The sequence below is a fragment of the Salinispora pacifica CNR114 genome, from assembly GCF_000514775.1.
Lineage (GTDB): Bacteria > Actinomycetota > Actinomycetes > Mycobacteriales > Micromonosporaceae > Micromonospora > Micromonospora pacifica.
In genome coordinates this window covers 1-25,417 of record NZ_AZWO01000046.1, presented here as the reverse complement: position 1 = coordinate 25,417, position 25,417 = coordinate 1, and the positions used below count along the sequence as shown (strand labels likewise).

At 69.8% G+C, this 25,417-nt stretch carries 28 protein-coding genes and 2 pseudogenes; 15 read left to right on the top strand and 15 right to left on the bottom strand.

Annotated features, from left to right (window positions below; all coding sequences use genetic code 11):
- Position 1 precedes the first annotated feature (1 nt).
- The gene (locus B118_RS0122075; RefSeq protein WP_018812965.1) at positions 2-619 is read right to left on the bottom strand and encodes a pyridoxamine 5'-phosphate oxidase family protein; all 618 of its coding nucleotides are present in this window, start codon (positions 617-619) and stop codon (positions 2-4) included.
- Between the two features lie 99 nt (positions 620-718).
- On the opposite strand from B118_RS0122075, the gene B118_RS0122070 reads away from it, so the two are divergent.
- Genes B118_RS0122070 through B118_RS0122060 form a run of 3 tightly spaced genes read left to right on the top strand, consistent with a single transcriptional unit; the run spans position 719 to position 2,892 of the window.
- Positions 719-1,210: a DUF2231 domain-containing protein gene (locus B118_RS0122070; RefSeq protein WP_018222533.1), complete on the top strand. Its 492-nt coding sequence runs from the start codon at positions 719-721 to the stop codon at positions 1,208-1,210.
- A 10-nt stretch (positions 1,211-1,220) separates the two neighbouring features.
- The gene (locus B118_RS0122065) at positions 1,221-1,754 is read left to right on the top strand and encodes an Hsp20/alpha crystallin family protein (protein ID WP_018812966.1); all 534 of its coding nucleotides are present in this window, start codon (positions 1,221-1,223) and stop codon (positions 1,752-1,754) included.
- A 7-nt stretch (positions 1,755-1,761) separates the two neighbouring features.
- Complete coding sequence (locus tag B118_RS0122060; protein WP_018222535.1) at positions 1,762-2,892, top strand: glycosyltransferase family 9 protein; 1,131 nt, start codon at positions 1,762-1,764, stop codon at positions 2,890-2,892.
- A 67-nt stretch (positions 2,893-2,959) separates the two neighbouring features.
- Here the strand turns inward: B118_RS0122060 and B118_RS0122055 are convergent, their stop codons facing one another.
- The 3 genes from B118_RS0122055 to B118_RS0122045 form a co-directional block, all read right to left on the bottom strand.
- Positions 2,960-3,820, bottom strand: coding sequence for a glycosyltransferase family A protein (locus B118_RS0122055; RefSeq protein WP_028185472.1), 861 nt, complete (start codon positions 3,818-3,820; stop codon positions 2,960-2,962).
- Positions 3,817-5,499 (bottom strand): D-glycero-beta-D-manno-heptose 1-phosphate adenylyltransferase, encoded by a 1,683-nt coding sequence (gene rfaE2 / locus B118_RS0122050; RefSeq protein ID WP_018812968.1) that lies wholly within the window; start codon positions 5,497-5,499, stop codon positions 3,817-3,819. Before rfaE2 ends, B118_RS0122055 begins: the two co-directional genes overlap by 4 nt.
- A gap of 61 nt (positions 5,500-5,560) precedes the next feature.
- Positions 5,561-6,052 carry an NUDIX domain-containing protein gene (locus tag B118_RS0122045; protein ID WP_018217103.1) on the bottom strand — a complete coding sequence of 164 codons (492 nt, stop codon included), beginning with the start codon at positions 6,050-6,052 and terminating at the stop codon, positions 5,561-5,563.
- A gap of 83 nt (positions 6,053-6,135) precedes the next feature.
- Here B118_RS0122045 and B118_RS0122040 point away from each other — a divergent pair, with 83 nt between their 5' ends.
- The gene (locus tag B118_RS0122040) at positions 6,136-7,785 is read left to right on the top strand and encodes a fatty acid--CoA ligase (RefSeq protein ID WP_018812969.1); all 1,650 of its coding nucleotides are present in this window, start codon (positions 6,136-6,138) and stop codon (positions 7,783-7,785) included.
- Positions 7,786-7,994: 209 nt separating this feature from the next.
- Here the strand turns inward: B118_RS0122040 and B118_RS0122035 are convergent, their stop codons facing one another.
- The 5 genes from B118_RS0122035 to ku form a co-directional block, all read right to left on the bottom strand.
- A complete protein-coding gene (locus B118_RS0122035) occupies positions 7,995-9,008 on the bottom strand; it encodes an NADPH:quinone reductase (protein WP_018222539.1) in 1,014 nt (337 codons plus the stop codon).
- Between the two features lie 49 nt (positions 9,009-9,057).
- On the bottom strand, positions 9,058-9,759 hold the full coding sequence (locus B118_RS0122030) for an HAD family hydrolase (protein WP_026274001.1): 702 nt from the start codon (positions 9,757-9,759) through the stop codon (positions 9,058-9,060).
- Positions 9,760-9,794: 35 nt separating this feature from the next.
- Positions 9,795-10,649: an SCO6745 family protein gene (locus B118_RS0122025; protein WP_026185677.1), complete on the bottom strand. Its 855-nt coding sequence runs from the start codon at positions 10,647-10,649 to the stop codon at positions 9,795-9,797.
- A 124-nt stretch (positions 10,650-10,773) separates the two neighbouring features.
- Positions 10,774-11,457, bottom strand: coding sequence for an FKBP-type peptidyl-prolyl cis-trans isomerase (locus B118_RS0122020; RefSeq protein WP_027646651.1), 684 nt, complete (start codon positions 11,455-11,457; stop codon positions 10,774-10,776).
- A 154-nt stretch (positions 11,458-11,611) separates the two neighbouring features.
- A complete protein-coding gene (ku, locus tag B118_RS0122015) occupies positions 11,612-12,688 on the bottom strand; it encodes a non-homologous end joining protein Ku (RefSeq protein ID WP_028193469.1) in 1,077 nt (358 codons plus the stop codon).
- An 85-nt stretch (positions 12,689-12,773) separates the two neighbouring features.
- Between ku and ligD (B118_RS0122010) the strand changes: the two genes are divergently transcribed.
- On the top strand, positions 12,774-13,712 hold the full coding sequence (ligD, locus tag B118_RS0122010; protein WP_028193468.1) for a non-homologous end-joining DNA ligase: 939 nt from the start codon (positions 12,774-12,776) through the stop codon (positions 13,710-13,712).
- The gene (gene ligD / locus B118_RS0122005) at positions 13,705-14,613 is read left to right on the top strand and encodes a non-homologous end-joining DNA ligase (protein WP_027658508.1); all 909 of its coding nucleotides are present in this window, start codon (positions 13,705-13,707) and stop codon (positions 14,611-14,613) included. Before ligD (B118_RS0122010) ends, ligD (B118_RS0122005) begins: the two co-directional genes overlap by 8 nt.
- A gap of 30 nt (positions 14,614-14,643) precedes the next feature.
- Here ligD (B118_RS0122005) and B118_RS0122000 read toward each other — a convergent pair whose 3' ends face one another.
- Together B118_RS0122000 and B118_RS0121995 are read right to left on the bottom strand one after the other, a co-directional pair.
- Entirely contained in the window at positions 14,644-15,054 is a 411-nt protein-coding gene (locus tag B118_RS0122000; protein WP_027658509.1) for a VOC family protein, read from the bottom strand.
- 60 nt (positions 15,055-15,114) lie between these two features.
- A complete protein-coding gene (locus tag B118_RS0121995) occupies positions 15,115-16,071 on the bottom strand; it encodes a TIGR03620 family F420-dependent LLM class oxidoreductase (RefSeq protein ID WP_028187520.1) in 957 nt (318 codons plus the stop codon).
- 61 nt (positions 16,072-16,132) lie between these two features.
- Here B118_RS0121995 and B118_RS0121990 point away from each other — a divergent pair, with 61 nt between their 5' ends.
- Entirely contained in the window at positions 16,133-16,657 is a 525-nt protein-coding gene (locus tag B118_RS0121990; protein WP_028193467.1) for a TetR/AcrR family transcriptional regulator, read from the top strand.
- Positions 16,658-16,792: 135 nt separating this feature from the next.
- Entirely contained in the window at positions 16,793-17,647 is an 855-nt protein-coding gene (locus B118_RS0121985; protein ID WP_028193466.1) for an SCO4651 family lipoprotein, read from the top strand.
- Positions 17,648-17,713: 66 nt separating this feature from the next.
- Here B118_RS0121985 and B118_RS0121980 read toward each other — a convergent pair whose 3' ends face one another.
- Both B118_RS0121980 and B118_RS28895 read right to left on the bottom strand, forming a co-directional pair.
- Positions 17,714-17,971: a hypothetical protein gene (locus B118_RS0121980; RefSeq protein WP_028193465.1), complete on the bottom strand. Its 258-nt coding sequence runs from the start codon at positions 17,969-17,971 to the stop codon at positions 17,714-17,716.
- Positions 17,968-18,281, bottom strand: a pseudogene (locus tag B118_RS28895) (DivIVA domain-containing protein). Before B118_RS28895 ends, B118_RS0121980 begins: the two are co-directional and overlap by 4 nt.
- A 356-nt stretch (positions 18,282-18,637) precedes the next feature.
- On the opposite strand from B118_RS28895, the gene B118_RS0121970 reads away from it, so the two are divergent.
- Both B118_RS0121970 and B118_RS0121965 read left to right on the top strand, forming a co-directional pair.
- The gene (locus tag B118_RS0121970) at positions 18,638-18,865 is read left to right on the top strand and encodes a winged helix-turn-helix domain-containing protein (protein ID WP_027646656.1); all 228 of its coding nucleotides are present in this window, start codon (positions 18,638-18,640) and stop codon (positions 18,863-18,865) included.
- A 223-nt stretch (positions 18,866-19,088) separates the two neighbouring features.
- Positions 19,089-20,084, top strand: a complete 996-nt coding sequence (locus B118_RS0121965) for an NAD-dependent epimerase/dehydratase family protein (RefSeq protein ID WP_028193464.1) — start codon at positions 19,089-19,091, stop codon at positions 20,082-20,084.
- 61 nt (positions 20,085-20,145) lie between these two features.
- Here B118_RS0121965 and B118_RS0121960 read toward each other — a convergent pair whose 3' ends face one another.
- Positions 20,146-20,520: a VOC family protein gene (locus B118_RS0121960; protein ID WP_028193463.1), complete on the bottom strand. Its 375-nt coding sequence runs from the start codon at positions 20,518-20,520 to the stop codon at positions 20,146-20,148.
- Here B118_RS0121960 and B118_RS33500 point away from each other — a divergent pair.
- From B118_RS33500 to B118_RS0121935, 5 genes are all read left to right on the top strand, one after another.
- A complete protein-coding gene (locus B118_RS33500) occupies positions 20,519-20,641 on the top strand; it encodes a hypothetical protein (protein WP_018812981.1) in 123 nt (40 codons plus the stop codon). The genes B118_RS0121960 and B118_RS33500 overlap by 2 nt on opposite strands.
- Before the next feature lie 187 nt (positions 20,642-20,828).
- Positions 20,829-22,142: a M48 family metalloprotease gene (locus B118_RS0121950; protein ID WP_026185682.1), complete on the top strand. Its 1,314-nt coding sequence runs from the start codon at positions 20,829-20,831 to the stop codon at positions 22,140-22,142.
- A 21-nt stretch (positions 22,143-22,163) separates the two neighbouring features.
- Positions 22,164-23,450 carry a zinc ribbon domain-containing protein gene (locus B118_RS0121945; protein WP_028193462.1) on the top strand — a complete coding sequence of 429 codons (1,287 nt, stop codon included), beginning with the start codon at positions 22,164-22,166 and terminating at the stop codon, positions 23,448-23,450.
- 165 nt (positions 23,451-23,615) lie between these two features.
- On the top strand, positions 23,616-24,482 hold the full coding sequence (locus tag B118_RS0121940) for an SCO4651 family lipoprotein (RefSeq protein WP_028193461.1): 867 nt from the start codon (positions 23,616-23,618) through the stop codon (positions 24,480-24,482).
- A 95-nt stretch (positions 24,483-24,577) separates the two neighbouring features.
- The gene (locus B118_RS0121935; protein WP_026189349.1) at positions 24,578-24,988 is read left to right on the top strand and encodes a VOC family protein; all 411 of its coding nucleotides are present in this window, start codon (positions 24,578-24,580) and stop codon (positions 24,986-24,988) included.
- Between the two features lie 127 nt (positions 24,989-25,115).
- Here B118_RS0121935 and B118_RS28890 read toward each other — a convergent pair.
- Positions 25,116-25,417 (bottom strand): annotated as a pseudogene (locus B118_RS28890) (hypothetical protein); the annotation flags it as partial.

The window sequence follows — 25,417 nt, the reverse complement described above, 5'->3', positions numbered from 1 at the left end:
CTCAGGCGTAGAGGCGGCGGGCGTACTCCGGGCCGTAGTAGCTCTGCAACTCGGCCAGGCTCTCCGTGCGCGCCTCGACCTCCTTGGCCAGGCGAGCGCGCGACGGCAGCACGTCGGGCGTCCAGGTCTGCGGGTTCCACAACTGCGACCGGAGGAACGCCTTCGCGCAGTGGTAGAAGATCTCCTCGATCGCTACCACCAGCGCCAGGACCGGCCGGTGGCCCTGGACCGTCATCGAGTCGAAGAAGGGTGCCTCCCGTACCAGCCGGGCCCGGCCGTTGATCCGCAACGTGTCGGTGCGCCCGGGAATCAGGAAGATCAGCCCGACGTGTGGATTGTCCAGGATGTTGTGAAAGCCATCGGCCCGGCGGTTGCCGGGTCGCTCCGGGATGGCGATGGTGGTGTCATCGATCGGCAGGGCGAAGCCGGGCGGGTCCCCCTTCGGGGAGACATCGCAGGTGCCGTCCGCGCCGGCCGTCGCCACCAGACAGAACGGGGAGGCGGCCAGCCACTGCCGGTCCCGCTCGTGCAGGTGGGTTCGCTCCTTCGTGGCGGCCCGAGCCGTCGGTACGCCCAGTAACGCCCGCAACTCCTCGTGAGTGGTGATATCTACCGTCACGTGCCCCTCCCTCGTCCGTTGACCATGGCGGCGGTGCGTCATCGGCAGCCTAGACGACATCGGCCGGGGTGAGGTTTGCCGAACAGTGGAGGCCCGGGTATGGAGAGCCGACTCAAAGTGCTGGGTCACCCCCTCCACCCGATGCTGGTGATGTTCCCGGTCGCCCTGCTCGCGACCGCCGTGCTCTTCGACGTGGTCGACATCGTGGGCGGGCCCGACTTTCTCGGTGAGGTCGCCTACTGGAACCTCACCGTCGGCCTGGTCGGTGCGCTGCTGGCCGCGGCGGCCGGGACGGTCGACCTGCTCGCCATCCCGACCGGTACCCGGGCCAAGCGGGTGGCGCTCACCCACGCCGCGGGGAACGTGGCGCTGATCCTGCTCTTCGCCGCGGTCTGGGCGGTCCGGCTCAACGCCGACTCCCGGGCCGCCGGCGGAGCGCTCATCGCGATCGAGATCGTCGCCCTGGCGATCCTCGGAGTCAGCGCGTGGCTCGGTGGAGAGCTGGTTGACCGGCTCGGCGTCGGGGTCGACCGGGACGCCGACCTGGACGCGCCCAGTTCCCTGCGGCCCTCGACAACCCCCAGTGAATAGGAGAAGTGTGATGAGTGAAGCCGGCGGCGGGATCGGCCAGGGCAGGCGCGCCCGACAGCAGGGGTGGGACCCGATGGGCGAGCTGCATTCGCTCCGCGCCGAACTGGGGCGGCTGGTGGGGGGTCGGTCCGACTCGACGGACCTCCAGCTGGACGAGACCGAGGACGGCTGGGAGGTGATCGTCCGGCTGCCCGGGGTCGCACCCGACGAGGTGGCCGTCGAGCTGGACGAGCGGGAGCTCTGCGTCCGGGCCCGGTCGGAGGCCGAGGTCAACGCCGACTACGGGATCCTCGACGGCTCCGAGACCCGGGCATTCGTGTACCGGGTGGAGCTGCCGTCCCGGGTGGACCCGGAGGCCATCGACGCGGTGATGGATCACGGTCTGCTCCGGATTCGGCTGCCCCGGACCGTCCGACCCGAGCCCCGCACCATCACCGTCGGGCGTAGCGGTGCTCGCGGCACCGACGGTGGCACCCAGTTCCCGGTCGACCCCGCCGCCAACCGGGAACTGCACCACCCGCACGTCGAGTCCGACCGGCCGTAGCGCGCCGATGGTCGCCCCGCACCTGCTCGGCCCGGCCGCGCAGCGCGTACCCGAGGTGGAGCGGATCGCCGTGCTGCGGGCCAACGCGCTCGGCGACTTCATCTTCGTCCTGCCGGCGCTGACCGCGTTGCGGGCCGCGTACCCCGCGGCGGAGATCGTCCTGCTCGGCGCGCCGTGGCACGCGAAGCTCTGGCGCGATCGGCCCGGTCCGGTGGACCGGGTCCTGGTGGTTCCGCCGGCTCCCGGGATCCGCCGTCCGGAGCCGGACGAGCCGGAGTCCGGGCTGGCGGACTTCCTCACCCGGGCCCGCGCGGAGCGCTTCGACCTGGCGTTGCAGGTGCATGGCGGCGGGGCCAACTCCAACCCGGTGGTGGCCGGCCTCGGCGCCCGGGTGACGGCCGGTCTGCGGGCCGAGGACGCGCCGCCGCTGGACCGCTGGCTGCGGTACGTCTACTACCAGCATGAGGTGATCCGCTACCTGGAGGTGGTGGCCCTGGTGGGGGCGGTGGCGACCACGGTTGTCCCCACCCTGGCGGTCACCGACGCCGATCGGGCGGAGGCGGCCGAGGTGCTCGGCCCGGCGGACCGACCGCGGGTGGCGCTGCACCCGGGCGCCACCGACACCCGTCGACGTTGGCCGGTCGAACACTTCGCGGCCGTCGCCCGGCAGCTGCACCGGGACGGGTACGAGGTGCTGGTCACCGGCACACCGGTGGAGCAGGAGGTGGTGGAGCGGGTGGTGGCGGCGGCCGGGGTGCCCCTCCGGCCGCTGGTCGGCACGCTCAGCCTCGGCGGGCTGGCCGGCTGCTACGCCGGCTGCGCGCTGGTGGTCGCCAACGACACCGGGCCGCTACATCTGGCGGCCGCGGTTGGTACTTCCACGGTGGGCATCTTCTGGGTCGGCAATCTGATCACCACGGCGACCCCGCTGCGGGGCCGGCACCGCCCGATCACGTCCTGGACGGTGCACTGCCCGGTCTGTGCGGTCGACTGCACCCCGGGCAGCTATCCACACCGGCCCGGCGACGGCGAGTGCCCGCACCGCGACTCGTTCGTGGCCGAGGTCCCGGTGATCGAGGTCCTCGAAGCCGCCCGCGACCTGCTCACCCACGGAGCGCAACCGGCCTCGACGCCCTGAGTCGGGGCCGGGTCACGCCCCGCGGCGCGGTGGCCGAGCCGCGACCGTGGTTCTACCGCCCACGGGGTCAAGCCTGTTCGAGGAGCACCTCCCACGCCTCCACCTCACGTTCGGTGACGGTGGTCGGTGACTCCAGGTGGAACGCTCCGCTGGGCAGGACGCCGGCGCCGCCGTACCGCTCCAACACCGCGAGTTGGGCGGCGACATCCTCCCCCTGGTGCCGCTCCGGCACCCGTCGCCAGAAGTCGAAGCCGCCCGCGTCAACCAGCTTCTCCCGGTCGTACAGCACACAACCACCGATCCAGGACACCTTGTACGCCCGCCAGGTGTCCGGCGGTAGGCGCAGCCGCTCGGTGACGTGCAGCAGGTTCGCGGCCGGGTGGAGCAGTGCGCGCTCCCACTCCGGGGCACCCGGGCGGATCCGCTCCGGCACCGGCGGCCCGTCCCACTCCTCGTAGTGCCGGTGCGTCTCCGGGCGGATGTCGTGCCGGTACGACAGACCGTGTACGGCGTTGCCGACGAACCCGCAGCCCAGCTCCGCGATCGCGGTGACCAGCCGGCGCAGGGTTCCCGGCGCCAACCACACGTCGTCGTCGAGGCAGAGCACGTAGCGGGCGGTCGAGGCGGCCAGCAGCGCTGCCCGGTGCTCGGCCATTCCACGCCGGGGTAGTCGGCGGGTCAGCAGGACCGGGTGTCCCCGGTGGCGCAGGACCCGGACCATCGCGGCCACGGCCGGGTGCGCGTACGCGGGAGCGTCGTCGGACTGGTCGCTGACCACCACCCCGAAGTCGGGTACGCCTTCCTGGGCGGCGAGCCCGGAGAGGGTGACGGCCAGCTCGGCGGGGCGGTTTCGGGTGGGGACCAGTACGTCGAGGTGTCGCTCGGCGCGGAACTCGTCGGAGTGGCCGTGGTCGAGGGGTCGGCTCACGCCTGCCCCGCCACTGGTGCGCTGCCGCCGTGCGCGCGGATCCGGTCGATGATCGCCGAGGTGGAGCGGTCCGGTACGTAGCCGAGGGTGCGGACCTGGCCGCCGAGCCGGCGGACCAGGGGTGCCTCCGGCACCAGCTCCGGCGGGTAGTCCCCGCCCTTGACGTAGATGTCCGGCCGAATGGCCTCGATGAGCCGGGCGGGTGAGTCCTCCTCGAAAACCACCACATGGTCAACGTGGGTCAGCGCCGCCAGCAGGGCCACCCGGTCCTCAACCGGGTTCACCGGCCGGTCGGCGCCCTTGAGCCGGCGGACACTGCCGTCGGCATTGACCGCCACCACGAGCAGGTCGCCGAGGGCGCGGGCCTGCTCCAGGTAGCGGACGTGCCCGGGATGCAGCACGTCGAAGCAGCCGTTGGTGAAGACGACCGAGCGGCCCGCGCGGCGGTGCGCACCGGCGATCGTCGCCAACTCGTCGGCGCCGACGAGGGTCGGGGCGTCGCCGTCGCCGGACCGGTTGAGCGCGGTGAGCAGGTCCTCCCGCCGGCAGACACAGGTGCCGGTGTCGGAGACGGTGATGGTCGCCGCGAGCTGGGCGAGTTGCGCGGCGGTCGGTAGGGGGGCATCGGCGGCCAGGGCGAGGGTCATCGCCGCCAGGTACGCGTCTCCGGCCCCGACCGTGTGACTGGCCGGCATCGGGTTGCTGTGGCTGCGGTTGGGCTCGCCGTCTGGGCCGGCGACGACCGCGCCGTCGGTGTCCAGCGTCACCGCCACGACATCAGCGCCGGTGTGTTGCCGTAGCTCGGCCAGCCGGGATTCAGCCAGTATCGCCCGGTCCGGCCGCGCAGCGTCCCCGCGCGCTCCGGGTTCGATCTCCTCGGCGGCGACTCGACCGTCGCCGGGTGCGACTCCCACGGTCAGCTCGGAGGGGCCGTCGGAGCGGGCGCGGTCCGGGTGGTCCAGGTGCAGGCCCTCGCCCCCACCCCCCGGCCGAGCCGCGGTGTGGGCGAGCAGTCGGCTCGCCTCGGCGAAGCTCGGCGTGACCACGGTCGGGGCGAGCCCACGCCAGTCGGCGAGGTCATGTGCGTCCAACGCGACCGTCGCGTACCGCTCCCGGTTTGCCACCAGCCACGCCCGCACCGGTGCGGGCAGGGCCCCCAGCGCGTAGTCGCAGACCACCAGGGTCGGCGCCGCGCCGCCCGCCGCGTGTAGCTCCGTGGTCGCGCAGGCCAGGGCGTCGAGCAGCCGAGCCACCCCGGCGTTGTCCAGGGGCTCCGCGGGACCACCGGAGTCCTCCCGGAGCAGGATCTGGCTGCCGGCGAGCATCCGCCGCTTGACCGGGGTCGGGCGGCTCGGTTGGCTGACGGTGCGGTCCCACACGCCGGCCCGGTCCAGGCAGTCGTGTACCTCGTCGCCGGCCACGTCCGCGCCGATCGGCGCGACCAGCGCGGCCCGTCCGCCGAGCGCGGCGATGTTGACGGCGGTGTTCGCCGCACCACCCGCGGCGGAGATCCGTCGGCGCAGGGTGAGGATCGGGGCCGGCGCCTCCCGGCAGAGCCGATCCGAGTCGGCGAACCGCCACTCGTCGAGCATCGCGTCCCCGACGACCAGGACGGGGCGTCCCAGCCAGCTCTCCACCACGGCGGCGAGTCGGTGCTGTTCCGCTGCTGCTCCTGCCATGTCCGTCCGGGTCCCCGCCGGTCCGCCGGGCCAAACCTGGCGGTGCGGGGCCGGTGGCGGACTATTTGAGGATCAGTCGGTTCGTCTGCTCGAAGACATCCAGGTCGGCGAGGGTCTCCGGGACGCTGGCCGACAGCGGGCTGGGCAGGTGGCCCCGGTCGAAGAAGGCGGCATCGGTGGTCTCGTCGGTGACCCGGGTGAGGTCCCCGTCCCACTCCTCCACCCGGAACGCGGTGGTGAAGATCTGGTACGTGTGCCCGTACATGTTGGTGTGGGTGCGGTCCGGCCCGGTGTAGAGGGCGAAGGCGCTGACCCGCAGGGCGCGCAGCCCGGTCTCCTCCCGAACCTCCCGTACCGCGCAGTCGGCGATCGACTCACCCAACTCCATCGCTCCCGCCGGCATGGCCCAGTGCCCGTTGTCGGCGCGCTGGATCAGCAGGATCCGGTCCGCGTTGTCCCGCACCACCGCGCGAGCGCCGACGAACATCAGCGTCCGGTCGCCGGCGAGGGCGCGGAGCTGTCCGACGTAGGAATCTGCCCAGGAAATGCTCACTCCGGCTAATTTACGCACCGCCGCCGGGGCGAGATGGAGATCCGGGGTTCCCAGATGTGATCGGTGACACTACTTTGTTGCTCATGCGGAGCACGATGATGGATGCCCCCCTCCAGGTCTCCCGGATTCTTGACCACGGCGCCACCGTGCACAGCGCGGCCACGGTGGTCACCTGGACCGGTGCCGAGCCGCGCCGGATGAGCTACGCCGACGTGGCGCGTTCGGCCGCCCAGCTGGCGCACGCGTTGCGGGACGAGTGCGGTGTGACCGGGGACGAGCGCGTCGCCACCTTCCTGTGGAACAACACCGAGCACCTGGTGGCCTACTTCGCGGTGCCGAGCATGGGCGCAGTGCTGCACACGCTCAACATCCGACTCCTCCCGGACCAGGTCTCCTACATCGCCAACCACGCGCAGGACCGGGTGGTGCTGGTCGACACGAGCCTGATCCCCCTGCTGGCGAAGGTCATCGGCGACATGGGCACCGTCCGGCACGTGGTGGTGGTGGGCGGTGGTGATCCCGCCCCGCTGGTCGCGGCGGCCGGCGACCGGATCTCTGTACATCATTGGGATGCCCTGCTGGCCGGCAAGCCCGACAGCTACGACTGGCCGGACGTGGACGAGCGCTCCGCTGCCGCGCTCTGCTACACCTCCGGGACCACCGGCAACCCCAAGGGGGTGGCCTACTCGCACCGCTCGATCTACCTGCACTCGCTCCAGGTCTGTATGCCGGAGTCGTTCAGCCTCGGGCCGAGGGACCGGGTCTTGGGCATCGTGCCGATGTTCCACGCGATGTCCTGGGGGCTGCCCTATGCGGCGTTCCTCTGCGGCGCGTCGCTGCTCCTGCCGGATCGGTTCCTCCAGGCCGCCCCGATCGCCGGGATGATCGCCGCCGAGCGGCCGACCGTCGCCGGTGCCGTCCCGACCATCTGGACCGATCTCCTCGCCCACCTGGACAGCCACGACGTCGACACCAGCTCCCTGGGAGAGGTGATCGTCGGTGGGTCGGCCTGCCCACCGGCGCTGATGCACGCCTTCGAGGAGCGGCACGACATCCGGATCATTCACGCCTGGGGGATGACGGAAACCTCTCCGCTCGGTTCGGTGGCCCGCCCGCCGGCCGGCGCGGACGAGGCCACGGCGTGGCGGTACCGCTACACCCAGGGGCGGGTCCCGGCCGGCGTCGAGGCCCGGATCGTTGGCCCGCAGGGCAGGCGGCTGCCCGCCGATGGCACGTCCGTGGGGGAGCTGGAGGTCCGCGGGCCGTGGGTGACCGGGCGGTACGTCGGCGACGAGACCCCGGACGAGGAGACGTTCCGGGATGGCTGGCTGCGCACGGGTGATGTCGGCACCCTCTCCCCGGATGGCTACCTGACGTTGACCGACCGGGCGAAGGATGTCATCAAGTCCGGCGGTGAGTGGATCTCCTCGGTGGAGCTGGAAAACGCGTTGATGGCCCATCCGGATGTGGTCGAGGCCTGCGTGGTGGGGGTCCCAGACCAGCGTTGGGGCGAGCGGCCGTTGGCGACCGTGGTGCTTCGGGAGGGGGCGAAGGCCGGGGTTGCGGAGCTGCGGGGCTTCCTCGCCGAGTCGGTGGCCCGCTGGCAGCTCCCCGAGCGTTGGGCGGTCATCGACGCCGTGCCGAGGACCAGTGTGGGCAAGTTCGACAAGAAGGCGGTGCGGTCCCGATACGCCGAGGGGGATCTCGCCGTCCAGGAGTTGGCCTCCTCGTAGCCGCCACCGCACCCGGCCAGCCGGGTCGGCCGGTGCAGGGAGGGTGCCGCTGTCGTGCCCCAGGGGGCGGCCCCGGCGTTCGCACCGCGCCGGGGCCGCCCGTTCAACGCGGGACGACCCGCACCGTCATTCTCGCGAGGACGATTCGCCTCTGTCCTCCATACCTGGGAACTTGATACCGGGGGAGGATTGCCCGGCTCGATCCGGGTTCACCGGTCATTCGAGGTATTGATCAACACCTTGCCGACCGCCCCCTCCTCCACTGCCCGGTGCGCCGCCTCGGCTGCCGACAACGGGTAGTGGTGCAGCGGCAGCCCCGCCTCCTCGCCCACTCGGACGCCACCCTGCTCCACGGCCGCTGCCACATCCACGACGGCCTGTGCCTTCGCGGCCTTCGGCGCGGTGTAGACCAGGACGAACTGCCAGCGGGCGTTCAGGGCCATGAGGGGCCGGACCGGCAGGGCCACCTCGCTGCCGCCGTCGTCGGCGTACACACAGACCGCGCCACCGGTCCGGAGTAGCTGGACATCGATGTCACTGTTGCGCGTGGAGACCTCGACGATCGCGTGGACCCCCGCTGGTGCGATCTTGCGGACCTCCGCCACCACGTCCTGTTCCCGGTAGTTGACCACGAGATCGGCCCCGGCTGCCGCCGCGAGCTTCCCCTTCTCCGCGCTGCTCACCGTGGTGACCACGCAGGCGTCCGCCCAACGCGCGAGCTGAATCGCCGCGTTGCCCACCGCGCCCGCTCCACCCTGCACCAGCACGGTGTGACCAGCGAGCGCCCCGGCGTGTAGTGCGTCCGGCAGGTACTCACCGGCGGTCAGGCACCGGTGCGCGGTCAGGAACGGAATGCCCAGGGACGCGCCGAGGTCGAAGGAGGCGGCGCCGAGGCGGACGGCCTGCCCAGCCGGGAGCAGCGTGTACTCGGCGGTCGTTCCCCACGGCCGCTGCCAGGCGGCCTCCCACACCCAGACGCGTTCGCCGATGAGGGACCGGTCGACTCCCTCGCCGACCGCCTCGACCACCCCCGCGCCGTCCTGGCCGGGTATCTGCCAACCGGCCGGCAACCGGCCGTCTCGTCGTGCCTTCCAGTCCGTCGGGTTCACCCCCGCGACCGCCATCCGGACCAGCACCTCGCCGGCCCCCGGCTCGGGCACCGGCCGGTCAACCGGCCGCAGCACCGTGGGGTCGCCGGTGCGCTCGTACACGATCGCCTTCATGCCGCCTCCATCGCTTTCATACCGTCTCCATCGCTTCCATGCCGTCTCCTCAGCTGCCCTGTTGGTCTGCCATACCCGGCCGTTCCTCGCCCAGACCGTCGTGGACCCGCGCCACGACCTCCGGGGTCAGCTCGCCGATCGAGGTGAGCACCACCGCCGCGAGCCGCTCGGCCGCCGGCTCCAGCGGGTACGCCCCGTGCGGCACCGCCACCACGGCCATCCCTGCGGCTGCCGCGGACCGGACGCCGTTGCCGGAGTCCTCGACGGCGACGCAGCGGGCCGGGTCGACACCGAGCAGTTGCGCGACCGCCAGGTAGACATCTGGAGCCGGTTTGCCGTGCCCGGTCTCCTCGGTCGACAGCGTCGCGTCGAAGGTGTCGCTGAGCCCGGTCGCGTCCAACGCCGTCCGGATCAGCCGGGTCGGGGAGGAGCTGGCCAGGCCCAGCGGCCACCGCCCGGCCGTCCGCCGCACCGCGTCAACGGCGCCGTCGATCAGTGGTACGCGGTGCGCGTACCGTCGGGACATCTCCGTGACCACCTCGGTGGCGACCTGCTCGGCCGTCCGGTCAACGCCGAGCTCACCGCTGAGGTAGCGGGACCATTCGCCGGTGCTCATGCCCATCAGCCGGCGCTGCGAGTCGGCCTGCCAGGTGCCGCCGCGTGCCGAAACATACGCCCGCCGGACCTCCTCCCAGACCGGTTCGGAGTCCACGATCACGCCGTCCAGGTCGAAGATCACCGCAGCTACCATGCCCTCATCCTGCCGGACCGTGCCAGCGGCGCCGGTCAACCCAGGGATGGCAGGCCGATCGGGTTGTCCGGCGGGATGATGGTGTGCCCGGCCCGGACCACCGGGTCGAGCAGTTCCCGGAGCCGGGCGCTGCGCTCCGGGCCGAGTGCCTGCCACGGGCGGGTCGCCGCCGTGTCAGTGGCGGCCTCGACGGTGCTGAATCCGGCCTGTCCCCGCTCGGTCGGTTCGCCGTCGGCGGTCAGCCACCCCCGGTCGTGGAGCCGACTCTTGGCCGCCGCCCACTCCTGCTCGGTCCAGCCCCGGCCGAGCAGGGCGGCCGCGGGTAATCCCACCGCGACCCGCCAGGCCAGCGTCTCCACCGGGTCGAGGTCGGCCGCGACGAGCGCGGCGATGTGCCCGTCCCCGCGGTGCTCCCGCAGGACCGTCGCCGCCTGCCAGAGCCGGGCGAGCGGGTACTCACCGCGCGGCAGCGCCGCGTTCGCGGCCCCCAGCACCCGGCCTGCCGTCCTGGTCTCGGCCGCCGCGGCCTCCATCAGGTCGGCGGTCTCCGTGAGGTGGGACTCGGGCAGCTCGTAGGTGAGCTCGGCGAGGGCCTGGACGGCACCGGTGAGTCGGGCGCGCAGGGCCTCCTCCGGGGAGGCCAGTTTCCAGACCGCGGGCAGCGCGCGCTGCACCATGTGCGGGGCGAAGTGGTAGAAGGCCGCGGTCACCGGTGCCGCGGCGGTGGCGCCGAGCGGCGCGGACCGGCCGGCGAAGTAGCCCCGCCAGTAGCCGCGTAGCCCGGTCGCCTCGTACGCCGCGCGGGCCCGGGGATGAAAGTACGTCACCGCGTGCACCGGCTCGAAGTGGGTCCACATCAACCGGGCTGTCCGCCCCGCATCGTCTGTCATGCGCACCTCCGCGTCCGTTCCGGCCCCTTGGGGGTATCTGCCCCCGGTTCGACGAACCTACTGCCGTTCGGTGACGGTGTGGAAGCCCACTGTGGCCAACTGCACCGGCGCGGGGCGGGGCGGGCTACTGCGCGTCGAGCACGTCCACGACGAAGCGCAGCGGACCGGCTGGACGGCCGCCGTCCGGTTCCGTGCCGTACGCCAGCTCTGCGGGGATGTCCAGCTGCACCCGGCTGCCGATGGTCACGCCGACCAGGCCCTGGTCCCAGCCGGGGATCACTCCGCCGACCCCGATCGGGAAGCTCGCCGGCTGCCCGCGCGACCAGGACGAGTCGAACTCCTCGCCCTCGTTGTAGAGGATGCCGACGTAGTTGACGGTGATCGTCTGACCGCTCTCCACCGCGGGGCCGGTGCCCTCGATCAGCGGGGTGACGACGAGCTCGGTCAGCTCGCCCTCGCCCGCCTCCACGGTCGGCGGGGTGTTCAGCGCGGGGTCGGCCCCGTCCGGCAGCTCGGTGCCGCCGGCAGCCGGATCGGGGGCATCCGCTGACGGAGCACCCGCCGACGGGGCCGCGGTCGGGTTGCTCTCGTCCTCACCGGCCGGGCCGACCAGCACGAACACGGTGACCAGGAGGGCGGCCACGGCGACCCCGGCGAGACCGCCGGCCCAGGCCTGCCGGCGGCGCTTCGCCTCGGCCGCCTTCTGCTCGGCGAGCTGCGCGGCCAACCGCCGCTCCGACTTCTGTGCCCGGTTCTGCGTCCGCTCGCTCACGGCGTCGACTCCCTGTTCGAAGATGGTGGCCGGCACCGCGTGCCGGGGGAAGGCCGACGAACACGGTACCCGCCGGGGTCCCCGTGGTGCAGGTGCCGGACGACCTCTTGTCCGGTGGTACCCGGTAGCGACGGTGGTAACCAGTATTGACAATGGTGGCGGGTATCGCCGGTGGTGGCCGGCTCGCCGCTCAGGCGGTCTTGCGGGCGCCCCGGCGGGCCGCGGTCTTTTTGGCCGGCTCCGCCCGCTGCCCCGTATCCTTCTTGGCGGTCGTCTTTGTCGCCGTTTTCTTCCCGGCTGTCTTCTTGTCGGCCTTTTTCTCCTCGGCCTTCTCCTTTTCCGCCGTCTTCTTCGCCGGAGTTGTCTTTTCACTTTTCTTGCCGGCGGCCCTCTTCGGTGGAGCCTGCTGCTCGGAGGCCTTTCGCTGGGCGGAACGCGCCGCCGAGATGGGGGTCGGTTCGCCCGCGCCGGACCCGGCGGGCTTCTCGCCGCGTGCCGCCTGGGCCCGCTCCACCGATGCCTTCAGCGCCGCCATCAGGTCCACCGCCGCCGCCGGGGCCTCTTCGACCTCCTCCGGCTGGACGACCTCGCGGCCCTCCACCTTCGCGTCGATGACCTCCTTCAGGGCGGCCCGGTAGTCGTCGGTGAAGACATCGGGCTGGAAGTCACCCGCCATCGAGTCGATCAGGGAGCTGGCCATCGCGAGCTCCGGGGGGCGCACCTTCAGGTCCTCGTCGAGGAAGCCGAACTCCGGCGTCCGGATCTCGTCGGGCCAGAGCATCGTGTTGAGCAGCAGGACGCCCTGGTGGACCCGCAGCGTCGCGAGCTGCTCGCGTTGCCGGATCGCCACCTTCACGACGGCCACTCGTTCGGAGTCGGTGAGCGCGTTGCGCAGCAGCACGTACGGCTTGGTGGCCGTGCCCTCCGGCTCGAGGAAGTACGCCTTGTTGTAGAGGATCGGGTCGATCTGTTCGGCGGGGACGAACTCCAGCACGTCGATCGCGCGTGACGTGCTCAGTGGCAGGTCGGCGAAGTCGTCGTCGGTGAGGATGACCAACTCGCCGCCGCCGAGGTCGTACCCCTTGGCGATGTCGTCGTAGCTGACCTCTTCGCCGCAGACCTGGCAGGTGCGCTTGTAGCGGATTCGACCCCCGTCATCCCGGTGCACCTGGTGGAACCGAATATCCTTCTCCTCGGTTGCGGAATACAGCTTCACCCCGATCGAGACGAGCCCGAACGACACGGCTCCTTTCCAAATGGCCCGCACCCTGTGCTCCTTTCGCCGGTATCGACCATGTTCTCATCCGATGGAACCGGACGCGAGCAGTTCCGCATTCGACTAGGGTCGGTTTGTGCCCGGCGTGCCGTCCAAGCCAATGCTCGCGACCACCGGGGAGCTGCCGGTGGGCCCGGGCTGGGCCTATGAGTTCAAATGGGACGGAATTCGAGCGCTGGCCAACATCGGCGACGGCCAGCAGCGGGTGTACGCCCGCTCCGGCGTCGAGGTCACCCTCGCCTACCCGGAACTGGCCGGCCTCTGCGCGCAGGTGGATGACGCCCTCCTCGACGGCGAGGTGGTGCTCTTCGGCGCGACCGGGCAGCCGTCGTTCACGGCGCTCGCCGAGCGAATGCACGTCCGGGACCGTGGTCGGGCCGCGCGGCTCGCGGCGTCCCTGCCCATCACCTACCTGGTCTTCGACCTGCTGCGGCTCGACGGCGTCGATCTGACCGGCTACCCGTGGCAGCGGCGGCGCGCTGTGCTCGATGAGTTGGGGCTGGCCGGGCCCCGGTGGGCGGTCCCGCCAGCCTTCTCGGACGGCCCGGCGACCTTCCAGGCAGCGGGGGAGCACGGCCTGGAGGGGGTGATGGCCAAACGGGTCGCTTCGGTCTACCGGCCGGGTACGCGTTCACCGGACTGGGTCAAGGTCAAGTTGGAGGTGACCGGCGATTTCGTGGTGGGTGGCTGGCGGCCGGGTGCCCGCCGGCTCGGCGGGCTACTGGTCGGGGTGCCACGGCCGGACGGCCGCCTCACATTCCGGGGGCGGGTCGGCGGTGGCATCGGCGCGGCGTTGGAGCGAGAGCTGCTGCGTGAGCTTGAACCGCTGCGTACCGACGTTTCACCCTTCGCCGGCGACCTGCCCCGCGCGGACTCCCGAGCTGTGGTCTGGGTCGTGCCCCGGGTCGTGGTGGAGGTGAAGTACGGCCAGCTCACTCCGGATGGACGCCTGCGGTTTCCCCGGGTGCTGCGGTTACGCCCGGACAAACTCGCCGAGGAGGTTGATGATGCCTGACCGGCTCCGGGTCGAGGTGGCTGGCCGTACGCTGGAGTTGTCGAATCTGGATAAGGTGCTGTACCCGGCGACCGGCTTCACCAAGGGTGAGGTGATCGACTACTACACCCGGGTCGCCCCGGTGCTGCTGCCGCACCTCGCCGGCCGGGCGCTGACCCGGATCCGGTTCCCGAACGGTGTCGACGGCAGCTCCTTCTTCGAGAAGAACGCCCCGGCGGCGACCCCGAGCTGGGTCCACACCGAGACGTTGCCGGTCCCCGGCTCGGCGAAGGGCCGGGAGACGATCGACTACGTGGTCGCCGACGAGTTGCCGACCCTGGTCTGGTTGGCCAACCTCGCCGCCCTCGAACTGCACACGCCACAGTGGCAGATCGGCGAACATCCGGACCTAATGGTGGTTGATCTCGATCCGGGTGCGCCGGCCGAGCTTCGCCAGTGTTGTCAGGTCGCCCTGTTGCTGCGGGATCGGCTCGCCGATGACGGGATCGAGTCGTATCCGAAAACATCGGGAAAGAAGGGCATGCAGCTCTGCTGTCCGATCGCCGGCACCCAACCGGCCGACGCGGTCTCCGGCTACGCCCGGCGGATCGCCCAGGAGTTGGAGCGAGCCCATCCGAAGCTGATCGTGTCCAAGATGACCCGAAAGCTGCGGGCGGGAAAGGTATTCATCGACTGGAGTCAAAACAGTGCGGCTAAGACGACGGTGGCGCCGTATTCGCTACGTGCGCAGCCGGTGCCGGCGGTGTCCACCCCGCTGACCTGGGCCGAGGTTGCGGCCGGGGCGGCCGGCAAACGTCCGGCGGTCAAGCCCTATCCGGCGGCCGAGGTGCTGACCCGCATCGCCGAGCAGGGCGACCTACTCGCCCCGCTGCTTGACGGCGGCCCCGAGCTGCCGGGATAGGAGGAGCCCACGGCCTGTCCCCGGCGTCGGTCAGTCCGGACCGATGACGCAGAATTCGTTGCCCGCCGGATCGGTCAGGACGCGGGTCGTCCACTCGCCGGCATCGGTCACCCTGACCTGGCTGGCGCCGGCGGCGAGCATCTGCCGCGTCAGCGGTTGTGCGTGGTCGACGAAGAGGTCGAGGTGGGTCCGCGCTTTGCCGGTCTTGGGCTCGGAAACCCGCTGGAACGTCAGCTGTGGTGGGCCCGCCACGCTTTCTGGGCAGTCGACCGTGACATAGGTGCTCCCTGCGGAGTGTGGTCGCCGCCGGTAGCCGAGAAACCGTTCCCAGAAGGCCGCCGCCGAGTCCGGATCGCGACAGTCGATGGTGATTCCAATTCGGTGGGGGAAGGCGAGGACTTTTCGGTCCGCACCCGTCGTCGTCGGTAGTTCGGCGTTCAAGTCGCTTTTGATCCTTTCAGCCATCTCGGTCCCGATGGGGCAGCCGACCTTTGACCTTGCTCACTCGGTGGCGAGGAACGCCAGCTCCCGCCATTCGTGCAGGGGGAGCGTGGCCGGATCCGCGGTGAGCACCTGGATGCAGACGTGGTCCGCCCCGGCGTCCAGGTGCTCGCGCACGCGGGTGCGCACCGCATCGAGGTTGCCGTGCGCGACCACGGCATCGACCAGGGTGCTACTCGGCCCGCGCATGTCCTGTTCGCTGAAGCCCAGGCGACGCAGATTGGCGGCCTGGTGCGGGGCGGTTGAGGTGTAGTAGGCGACATGGTCGCGGGCCAACCGCCGCGCGAGATCGGGTTCGTCGGTGAGGGCGACCGCGAGCTCCACTGCGAGCAGTGGACCAGGTCCCATGGCCTCCCGGGCGCGCCGAGTGTGTTCGACGGGCGCGAAGTAGGGCAGGGCGCCCTCGGTGCGTTGGGCGGCGAGTTCGGTCATTTTGGGACCGAGCGCGGCGAGGACACGGCGGCGACGAGGACGTGTTGGCTCGGGAAGCACGGTGGTGGCGGCGTCCATGGCGTCGAGGTAGGCGGTCATGGTCTGTACTGGTCGCCCGTAGCGCCCTGGGATGGCGTTGGCCGGGGTGTCGTGGGTTCGGTGTCCGCCGAGTCCCAGCACGAACCGTCCCGCGTACGCGTCATCCAGTGCGCGGTGGGCCGCGGCCATCGCGATCGGATCTCGTACGGCGATGTTGGCGACCCCCGCTCCGACGACCAGCCGCCGGGTGTTGCCCAGGATGAGCCATGCCTGGCTGACCGCGTCGCGGCCGAGGCCCTCGGCGTACCACACGGCGCCGTAGCCTAGTTCCTCCAACTCGGCGGTCGCGTCGCGGACGAGCCCGGCTGGCTGCCAGTCGAACGCCATGGTCCAGATGCCGACTCGGCCGAGCCCCCGGTGGCTGTTGTTTGTGTCGGTCTCTCGTTCGTGGATGTCACCGGTACGATCTGGAGAGGTTCTCCGCATAGAGGTAACGTATCATGTGGAGAGGCTCTCCGCATGTTGTGTGGCCCAGGAGGAACGAGGGATGCGTGTCGACGCACGGCGTAACCGGGACCGGCTGGTGGCGGCGGCCACCGCCGTAATCGCCGAGCAGGGCCCCGCCGCCTCCCTCAACGAGATCGCGCAACAGGCCGGCGTGGGTGCCGGCACGCTGTACCGACACTTCCCTACCCGGGAGTCGCTGCTGCTCGAAGTCTTCACCACCCGGATCGAGACCTTGTGTGCGCGCGCTCACGAGCTGGCCGAGAGCCGGTCGCCGAGCGACGCGTTGACCGCATGGCTGGAGGCGTTCCTCCAGCATTGCCGGACGGACCGAGGCCTGGCCGAAACGATCATGAAAGCGCCGTCGGGCTCCGACCTGAACTGCGCCGTGAAGTTACGTACGGCCGGGGCGGGACTGGTCGCGCGGGCGCAGGAGGCGGGCGTCGTGCGTGCCGGCGTTGAGGTCGAGGACATCCTGCAACTGACGATCGGTATCGCCCTGGCTGCGGATAGCCCTGCTCGGGCCGAACGTCTCCTTTCTATCGCCATTGTCGGCTTGCGCGGCTGAAGTGCCGATACTGGGTGCTTTCTTGGCTCTCGTCCGTTTGCCTGGGAGGCATGCCCGAAAGGGCGATGCCGAGTCCGCCCGACTGGGATAACCTGACCCGTCGTTCAATACGCCTTTCGGGGGGAGTGGCTACCCGTGCCACGTTGGAAGAACATCGTCGTCCTGGCGGCTGCGACCGCCGCAGCGGTCGCGGTGACCGGGTGCGGACCCAGCACGGTTTCTCAGGAGGCCGCACAGCAGTCGAGCGTGCTGGAGCTACTCGCCAACGATCTCCAGGGTTCCCTCCAGGAGGCGGCGGATCGGACCAGCAAGGTCGAGACCGTACGGGCGACGATGGTGGCCTCGGGTCCCGAGGACTTCGAGATGCAGATCGCGATGGATCTGCGTGACTCCGTGAGCTACGAGATGGTCATGGAGATGGAGGGAGAAGTCACCACCATCCGTTTGATCGACTCCGTGATGTACATGGAGATTCCCGAGGCAGAACACGAACTCAGCGACGGCAAGCGCTGGATGAAGATGGACTTCTCTGATGCCGCGGAGATGGGTCTCGACGAACAGATGCAGGACGCCGACCCGGTCCAGCAGGTCAAGACACTGCTGGAACTTGAGGGAGTCACCGTTGTCGGCGAGGAGACAGTGGGCGGGGTGCCCACGGTCCACTACAGCGTCACCGCCACGGCGGAGGAGCACCTTGCGCTGTTGGAAGAGCAGGGGGAGCTCGACTCCGCCGGCCAGGCGGAGGCCGCGGACCAGATAGCCGAGTTCGGCGTCACCGAGATCAAGACCGAGCTGTGGATCGACGAGCAGTACTGGCCGCGCCGGGCCCGCATGACCATGGGCGAGATGGGCGTGATGACGGTCGACTACACCGACTACAACGAGCCGGTGACCATCGAGGCGCCGCCGGCCGCCGAGACCGCCGACTTCGCCGACCTTCTCGGCGACCTCTTCGAAGACCTCGCGGAGGAGGCCCGCACCACCACCTGACCGCGACGCATGGTCCCACTGATCGCCACGCTCTGCCCGGCCGGGCTCACCGGCCGGGCAGAGTCGTTACCGGGGCGGGCGTGGCCGGCAGCGGGAGGTGTGGTCCACCGCGAGTACGCACCGTCCACCTCCCTCCGGCAACAGCCGGTCGCAGAAGACCCAGTGGCGCACCTCCTGCTGGTCCTCGGCGGAGACGGTTACCCCGCCCGGTTCGATCCGGGCGCTGAACCGAATCAGCACCCGGGCGGCGGTCCGGGCCAGGATTCGGGCTTGCATCAGGTCGGCAGCGGTGACCGGGAGGTGGATCACCCAGCGGCTGGTCATCGGTAGTGGTGGCGAGCCGACTGGGCGCTCTGCCACTCCCGTAGGGCGTTCTTGATCCGTACGTCTTCCTCCCGCACCGCGACCAGGGCGGTCTGCGTGGTGGTCAACTCGTCGGCGACCCGGTGCAGGAAGTCGCGGATCTCCACTGGGTCGAGCCCCCGTCGCCGGACCGCGAAGTACCGGTCCCGGACCTCCCCCAGCCGCAGCGGCAGTCGGGGGTGCGTGGGCGGGGCGGGTCTGTGGTGGTGGGTGACCCGCTGTTCGGGCTGGGGCCGGGTCGGTGCGTGAGTCGGCGGATCAGGTTGCGCATGGTGGCCACCCTTCGTCGAGTCGCGGGTAGGTGGAGGGGCGCTCCGTCGGTTGCGGCCGGCGGAGCGCCCGCCCGGCCGTCGCAGCCTTAATCGGCGGTACGACAGCCGGGCCGCGCCTGGGGGCGGCGCGGCGGTGCGGTCTCGGCGGCGATGCGAGACCAGTACGAGAGGCGCCAACCGACCGCAGCGGCACCGCATCACCGACAGCGACGCTACTGATACCTCGCACCTCTGTCAACGCTGCCTTATCTGTCGAATCTAGCCCGTCCTCTTTCTGCTGCTTTTCTCCTAGCTCTTGCTGCTCTCTCAGTCGGTGATCAATACTGGAGTAGCCAACCGACTGCAAGGGGCTTCTGTGCCAATACCACCGACCATGGACGAGTTGATCAACGATCTGTTGAAGCGGATCGAGGCGGGCGAGCTTCGTCCTGGCTCGCAGATACCGTCCACCCAGGAACTCGCAGACCACTACGACCTGTCGCTGTCCACGATTCACCGGGCCGTGGCGCGGCTGCGGGCGCAGGGGGTGTTGGTGGGTCGTCCCGGGCGCGGCGTCTTTGTCGCCGAGCCGCCCCGTCGCTGATGGGGTACTGCCCTTGGTCGGGCAGCACCCCGCGTTGTCTCCACCCGTGTCTGGTTAGGCTTGAAGCCAGCGCACCGGCCGCGACCCCGGATTGCCCTGTGCCACACTCCGAGGCTCTCAGCCGTGGACACCGACGCGTGAGTGTCACGATGTAGTCGATTTGGATAGCACGCGGCTCCCAGATGCGCGGCGCAGGCGGCATTCGGTGGAGCGGAGGGGCAGCATGGAGCAGGTACTTGTCACGGGAGCCACCGGCACCGTGGGTAGCCTTCTGGTTCGCGACCTCGCCGACCGCGGGGTGCGGGTGCGGGCGCTGGTTCGTTCGCCGGAGCGCGCGGCGGCTGCCCTACCCCAGGGTGTGGAGACGGTCCGGGGGGATGTCACCGACCTGGCCTCGGTCCGGTCCGCGGTCGGCGGGTGTGACACCGTCTTTCACGCTGCCGGGCTCCCCGAGCAGTGGTTGGCCGATCCCGACGTCTTCGAGCGGGTCAACGTCGGCGGTACGCGGCACCTGGTGGAGGCAGCTCTCGCCGAGGGCGTGGCGACGTTCGTCTACACCAGCACGATCGACGTTTTCGACCAGGTCCCAGGCCAGCCGTTCGACGAGTCACGGATCGCGGAACGTCCGCTCGGCACCGCGTACGAGCGTTCCAAGCAGCGCGCCGACGTTCTCGTGACCGATGCGATCGAGCGGGGCCTGCCAGCCCGGTTCCTGCATCCGTCCGGGGTCTACGGGCCCGGTCCGGCGACCGCGACCGCGCTGAACCTGCTGCTGCTCAGGCTGGTCCGTAATCAGATTCCCGCGCTGCCCCCGGGCGGCATGCCCGTCGTCTTCACCGAAGACGTCGCCCGGGGACACCTCCTCGCGGCCGAGGCGCCGATCGGCAGCCGGTTCATCCTCTCCGACCGCTACCTGACCCTGACCGCCATCGCTGAGCTGGTCCACACGTTGGTGCCGACGGCCAAGGTCCCCCGCACCATACCGACGGCTCTCGCGAGAGCCATGGCCACCACCGGGGAGGCCCTCTCCCGCGTGACCCGCCGGCCGCCGCTGCTCGCCGCGGGCGAGCTGCACTTCCTTCGTTCTCACCCGCTACCGGACGCCTCCCGAGCCCGCAGTCAACTGGGCTGGCAGACCACCGACGTACCGGAGGGCTTCGCCCGCGCCCTGCGGCACTTCGACGTGCTGCCCCAGCCCAATTCCACCCACAGTGGATGAGTTGCGCGGGGAGCTGACGCGGTGCTGCCCTTGATCGGGTAGCCCGCCTCTCCGGTGGTCGTTACGCCTCGGCCCAGACGGCCAGCTCGTTGCCGCTTGGGTCGGTGAAGTGGAACCGACGCCCGCCCGGGAAGTCGTAGGGGCCGTTGACCACGGTGCCGCCGGCCTCGGTCACCGCCTGGACCGACTTTTCCAGGGCGGTCGAGAACAGCACGACCAGTGGGCCGCCCGCCCGCACCTGCGGGTCCTGCCGCAGCCCGCCCACCTCCGGTGCGGACTCGCCGTGCGGGCTGCGGATGCCGGCGTATTCCGGCCCGTAGTCGGTGAACTCCCAGCCGAAGGCCTCGGCGTAAAACCGTTTCGCCTCCGCGAGGTCGGTGACGGCGAACTCAACGTAGTCGATGGCGTGCTGTCGGTAAGTCACAGAATCGGTCATGCACCAGATCATGCCCGGCGGGTACGACCAACTCGTGGACGCGAACCCCATCCACGCCGTCTCGCCGTCGAATGCGGCCAGCCCGAAAGCTACCCAGCGCGAAGGCCGCCCGTACGACTAACGCGCCGGGTGGAAATTCGTGGGTCGGCCGTTGCCGGCGTCATAGCGGGTGAAGTAGTGCAGGGCGGTGAAATCGGGCACCGATTCGATCGCGTTCCCCGCCGTTCCCGGAACGGCGGGTCATCGCCCGGCCGTCGTCCGTGCAACAATCCGTTCGGATTTAATGACGAGGTTTCTGGGAGTCGACGGTGCAGTGCGCGAACTGCGGCAATTATATTGATCCGGCAAAGGGTGAGTGCGAGTGCGGCACTCCGTCGCCGCAGCCAACCGGAGCGGAGGTGCCCGGTCAGCGGCCGGCGCAGCCGATCTCCGTCCCGCCGCACAATGTCCAGCCGACCCGGGGGCAACGGCTCTTCACCCGTCCTCCTGGCTATCCGACCTTCGTCTCCTGGCTGGTGACCGGCGCGTTCCGGGACCGGCGTGGTGCGCTCGGCGCGTTCATCGCCGCCTGGTTCAACCTGCCGCTCGCCGTGTTCATCGGCGGTTTGGGAATCGTGTACGGCGGGATAGCTGGCTACCTCGGTGGGTTCACCAGTGGCAATGAATCCGGCCCCGATTTCCTCACCGAGGTTCCCCTGCTCGGTTCGGTACTCAGCGGCGCCGCGCTTCAGGTGGGCGGTGTGCTCGGCCTTCTGGTCGGCGTGCTGCTCGGCTGCCTGGCCGGGTTCGTCGGCGGCTTGTTCGTGCCGTGGTCTCTGGTCACCACCGAGCCGGGCTATGCCGTCGGCTACTTCGTCGCCCAGACCATCGTCGCGATTCTCCTGAGCCTGCTCTACACCAGCTACGGAATCGCTACCGAAGGATGGCGGTTCCGGGCTGCCGGCTACCGCGAACCAAGCCGTCGAGAAAGGGAACTGCTCCAGCCGATCCTGGTCGACTGCGCGACGCGGCTGCAGCTCGACGCGCACCCGAAGCTGCTCATCGATGACAGCCACGATCCGCACGCGGTCAGCGGGACTCGACACGTGGTGATCAGCCGCGGACTGCTCGACGAGTTCGACTACGCGCCCGAGCCGATCGCCGCGGTGCTGTGCCACGAGCTGACGCACTGGCGCAACGCCGACCCGGTGTCCGGCCTCTTCGTGCGTGGGCTTGGCCTGCCGCTCTACCTCGCCTACGCGTTGGTCACGTGGCTGCGACGGAAGTTCCGGCACCCGATCCTCTCCCTCGTCCTGGCGCTCAGCGCCTGGCCGCTCCTGCTGACTGTCCGGTACTTCGTCATGCCGATGCAGGCGGCGGGGAACCGAGCCGCCGAATACCTCGCCGACCAGGGCGCGATCTGGGCGGGGCACCACCTCGGGCTGCGGCAGGTGTTGAGCCGGGTCCAGGGAGGTTTCGACGGGGCCCGCAATGGGTGGGAACTCGCTGTCTGCGCCAACCACCCCCCGAGTGAGCTGCGTTTGGAGCGAGCCGAGGCACCCGGTGTTGACTATCCGCTGCCCGACCGAGACTCGCCGGCACGTCCGCTTCCGGTGGTCGTGTCCAGCTCATCCCGTGACTGAGCCAACGGCGGAGAGACAGCGATGACGACGATTCAGGCCTGCGCGAAGTGTCGGACCGTGCTCCTTCCGGGCCAGCAGGGGTGCCTGCGATGTGGTCTCCCGGCCGCCGAGCAGACGCAGGAGTGCTCCACCTGCCACCGTCCCACCGGGGTGGACGCGCGGTTCTGCCCCGCGTGTGGGCAGCGGCTGGGGCAGTTGTCGCCGATGCCCGCCGGTGAGGCGGCGACGGCACCGCAGCCCGGCACCGACCCAGCTGCCCCGTTGCCGCCGCCCACCGCGTTCGCCGAGGTGCGCAACCCCAATCGCTGGCTCTATCGGCTCACCGGCGTCGGTCTGGCCGTGCTGTTGGCCGGTATTGCCGGCCTCTACGCGGTCCAGAGCGTCTTCTACACCCCCGAGCGGGTGGTGGCGGAGTACTTCTCCGCGCTCTCCGAGCGGGACTTCGCCGCCGCGCGTTCCCTCCTGGAGGAGCCATCCGGGGACGGTCCGAACGATCCCGGGAAGCTACCGTTGATCCCCCTGAACGAGTCCTACCAGCCGCCGGCGTCGGCGGAAGTCACCTCGATCGAGGTGCCGAACGAGATCCAGCTGGTGGGCGCTCCGGCCGGGGCGGACCGGGCTGACTGGCGGTTGGCCGGCGTCACGTACCGGGTGGGCGACCGTACCTATCGGGAAGTGCTGTATCTGCACCGGCAGAAGCGGAAGGAACTGGGTGTTCTGGATGGCTGGTTGATCTACGGCGGGGTTAATGAGCTGACCGTGTCGGCCTGGCAGAACAGTCCGAGCGTGCTCATCAACGGGCAGGTGGTGCCAGTGCGCGAGGGGTACGCGACGGCACGCGTCTTCCCTGGTGTCCATGAGGTGAGAGTGGCTGACGACCCACTACTCCGGGCCGAGCTGGTGTTTGCGGAGGTTGGCCTGCTGAGACCGCGTGAGGCGAGGCTACGGCCAACGGTCCGGGACTCGGCGCGCAGCGCGGTCGAAAGTCAGGTGAAGGCGTACCTTGACAACTGTGCTGAGAGCACCGACCCGTCGCCGGAGGACTGCCCCTTCTCCTGGACCGCAGTCGATTCTTCGCAATCTGTGCAATGGGCGATCGAAACGTATCCGGAGCTCGAATTCGATATCTATGAGGGTCAGGTCAGCGTCACCGGTTGGACGGGACGTGTCAACGTGGCATGGGTCGGCTACGGCGGGGTGGAGATGGATTACGACATCCGCTTCTCCGTCACCGGTTGGGCCAGCTTGATCGGTGGTCAGGTGACCTTCGACTACGACCCTTTACTAGAATTAGTTCAGCGTGGATGATGCGGGTTTGTCTTCGCGTTGCCAACATTGCGTGGGTCGGGAATGTGCTGATTCGCCGTCCCTGTCGTTGCCGGGCAGGTGGTCCGAAAGAGGCTTGTCCGGCTTGACGGGCTGGGTTACTGTGGCCAGTCGACCTAGATTTGCCTCCCGGGGGAGTGGCTTCACATGTCACGTTGGAAAAAGTTGAGCGCCCTGGCAGTCGCGGCCGTTACGGCGGTTTCGATGACTGCCTGCGGACCGAACGACTCCGAGGGAGAGTCGGGTGCGCTGGAGCGGCTTACCGATGACGTCCCTGGCTCGCTTCAAGCGGCGGCCGACAAGGCCAAGGAAACCGAAACGGTGCGAGCGGACGTGGTTACCTCGGGAGGTGCCGCAGATTCTGAGATGCAGATGACGATGGACTTCCGTGGTGCGGTCAGCTTCGAGATGGTCGGCGACATTCTTGGTGAACCCGTCACCATGCGCATGGTTGACTCTGCTATCTATACGGAGAACTCCGCGGAGGATCGCGAGCTCTACGACGGTAAGCGCTGGACCAAGATCGACCTCGACTCGTCGCCCGAAGGTGACATGGGCGTGGAACAGATGTTGCAGGAATCTGACCCATCCCAGCAGATCGAGGCGCTGCTGGAGTTGGAGGGCGTCACCGTCGTGGGTGAGGAGACGGTGGATGGGATCCGCACGCTCCAGTACACCGTCACCACCACCCCCGAGAAGCTCGCCGAGGCGCAACCTGAGGGGTCAGCTGAAATCTCGGATCTGTCGGCGGCTGGGGACGCTCTCGGTGTAACCGAGGTAACGATTGATGTCTGGATCGACGAAGAGTACCTGCTCCGTCGGTTCCGCCTGGACATGGGCACGGCGGGCGTGACGACGGCTGACTACTACGACTACAACGAGCCCGCGCAGATCGAGGCGCCCCCGGCAGCGGATGTTGTCGACCTGAAGGAGGTCTTTGCGGACCTTGAGGACTCCTTCGCGGAGCTCGAGGATGCCATGAAGGAGATCGAAGACCTCACTGGTGGCAACTGAACGGGATTTTCCTGGCTGATCGTCGTACTCCGCCCGGCCGGGCTCCCCGGCCGGGCGGAGTCGTGCCGTCCGCCCGACCCGCATACGCTGCCATGGTGCAGATTGACGTGGTTACCCTGCTTGTCGAGGAGTACGATCCGGCGGTCGAGTTCTTCACCGCCGCACTCGGCTTCGACCTCATCGAGGACTCGCCATCACTGACCAATGACGGGCGACCCAAGCGGTGGGTCGTCGTTCGGGCCCCGGGTGCCCAGACCGGGATTCTGCTCGCTCGCGCCGACGGAGAACATCAGCGTGCCGCTGTCGGTAACCAGGTAGCCGGCCGGGTCGGGTTCTTCCTCCGCGTTGACGACTTCGACGCCGCGTACCGGCGGATGACCGAGGCTGGTGTCACCTTCGTCCGAGAACCGCGGACCGAGCCCTATGGCCGAGTCGCGGTCTTTCTCGACATTGCCGGCAACCGGTGGGACCTCCTCGGCGCCGCAGCTCCCGTGACCAGGCCGTAAAGTAGCTCGGAAGTGCCTCCCCTTGAAGAGAAGCCTGTAGGGGTCGCAATCACAGGTTTCCTTACAGGGCAGGCACTTCCGCTCAACTATGCGCCGACGAACAGCACGCCGCGGCGACTACCACGAATCATCCGGGCTGGTTGTCAGCGATGCGGATGAGGCCACCGACGGCTCCGATGTACGCGGCGCCGTCGGGTCCGATGGAGATCGGGGCGTAGTGGTTGTTGACAAGTGGTCCGGCTCCGGCCAGNNTGCTCCATACTCGTTCGCCGGTGTGTACGTCGATCGCGGTGAGGTACCACGCGTCCGGATGTCCAAGCAACTGGCCGCCGGGACGGAACGCCAGTTCGTCGGCGGAGGGGTGGGTGTAGGTGTACAGGAGTCCGTTGGCCAGCGAGACCTTGCTGACCACACTCGGGATCCGCTCGA

Excerpts from the sequence above, each read along its gene's own strand:
- B118_RS0122040 (WP_018812969.1), top strand. The coding sequence starts at position 6,136 with ATGCGGAGCACGATGATGGATGCCCCCCTCCAGGTCTCCCGGATTCTT.
- B118_RS0122035 (WP_018222539.1), bottom strand. The coding sequence starts at position 9,008 with ATGAAGGCGATCGTGTACGAGCGCACCGGCGACCCCACGGTGCTGCGG.
- B118_RS0121945 (WP_028193462.1), top strand. The coding sequence starts at position 22,164 with ATGACGACGATTCAGGCCTGCGCGAAGTGTCGGACCGTGCTCCTTCCG.
- B118_RS0121995 (WP_028187520.1), bottom strand. The coding sequence starts at position 16,071 with ATGCGGAGAACCTCTCCAGATCGTACCGGTGACATCCACGAACGAGAG.
- B118_RS0121960 (WP_028193463.1), bottom strand. The coding sequence starts at position 20,520 with ATGACCGATTCTGTGACTTACCGACAGCACGCCATCGACTACGTTGAG.
- ligD (WP_027658508.1), top strand. The coding sequence starts at position 13,705 with ATGCCTGACCGGCTCCGGGTCGAGGTGGCTGGCCGTACGCTGGAGTTG.
- B118_RS0122060 (WP_018222535.1), top strand. The coding sequence starts at position 1,762 with ATGGTCGCCCCGCACCTGCTCGGCCCGGCCGCGCAGCGCGTACCCGAG.
- B118_RS0121965 (WP_028193464.1), top strand. The coding sequence starts at position 19,089 with ATGGAGCAGGTACTTGTCACGGGAGCCACCGGCACCGTGGGTAGCCTT.
- B118_RS0121940 (WP_028193461.1), top strand. The coding sequence starts at position 23,616 with ATGTCACGTTGGAAAAAGTTGAGCGCCCTGGCAGTCGCGGCCGTTACG.
- B118_RS0121990 (WP_028193467.1), top strand. The coding sequence starts at position 16,133 with ATGCGTGTCGACGCACGGCGTAACCGGGACCGGCTGGTGGCGGCGGCC.
- rfaE2 (WP_018812968.1), bottom strand. The coding sequence starts at position 5,499 with ATGGCAGGAGCAGCAGCGGAACAGCACCGACTCGCCGCCGTGGTGGAG.
- B118_RS0122030 (WP_026274001.1), bottom strand. The coding sequence starts at position 9,759 with ATGGTAGCTGCGGTGATCTTCGACCTGGACGGCGTGATCGTGGACTCC.
- B118_RS0122065 (WP_018812966.1), top strand. The coding sequence starts at position 1,221 with ATGAGTGAAGCCGGCGGCGGGATCGGCCAGGGCAGGCGCGCCCGACAG.
- B118_RS33500 (WP_018812981.1), top strand. The coding sequence starts at position 20,519 with ATGCACCAGATCATGCCCGGCGGGTACGACCAACTCGTGGACGCGAAC.
- B118_RS0122025 (WP_026185677.1), bottom strand. The coding sequence starts at position 10,649 with ATGACAGACGATGCGGGGCGGACAGCCCGGTTGATGTGGACCCACTTC.
- B118_RS0122070 (WP_018222533.1), top strand. The coding sequence starts at position 719 with ATGGAGAGCCGACTCAAAGTGCTGGGTCACCCCCTCCACCCGATGCTG.
- B118_RS0121980 (WP_028193465.1), bottom strand. The coding sequence starts at position 17,971 with ATGACCAGCCGCTGGGTGATCCACCTCCCGGTCACCGCTGCCGACCTG.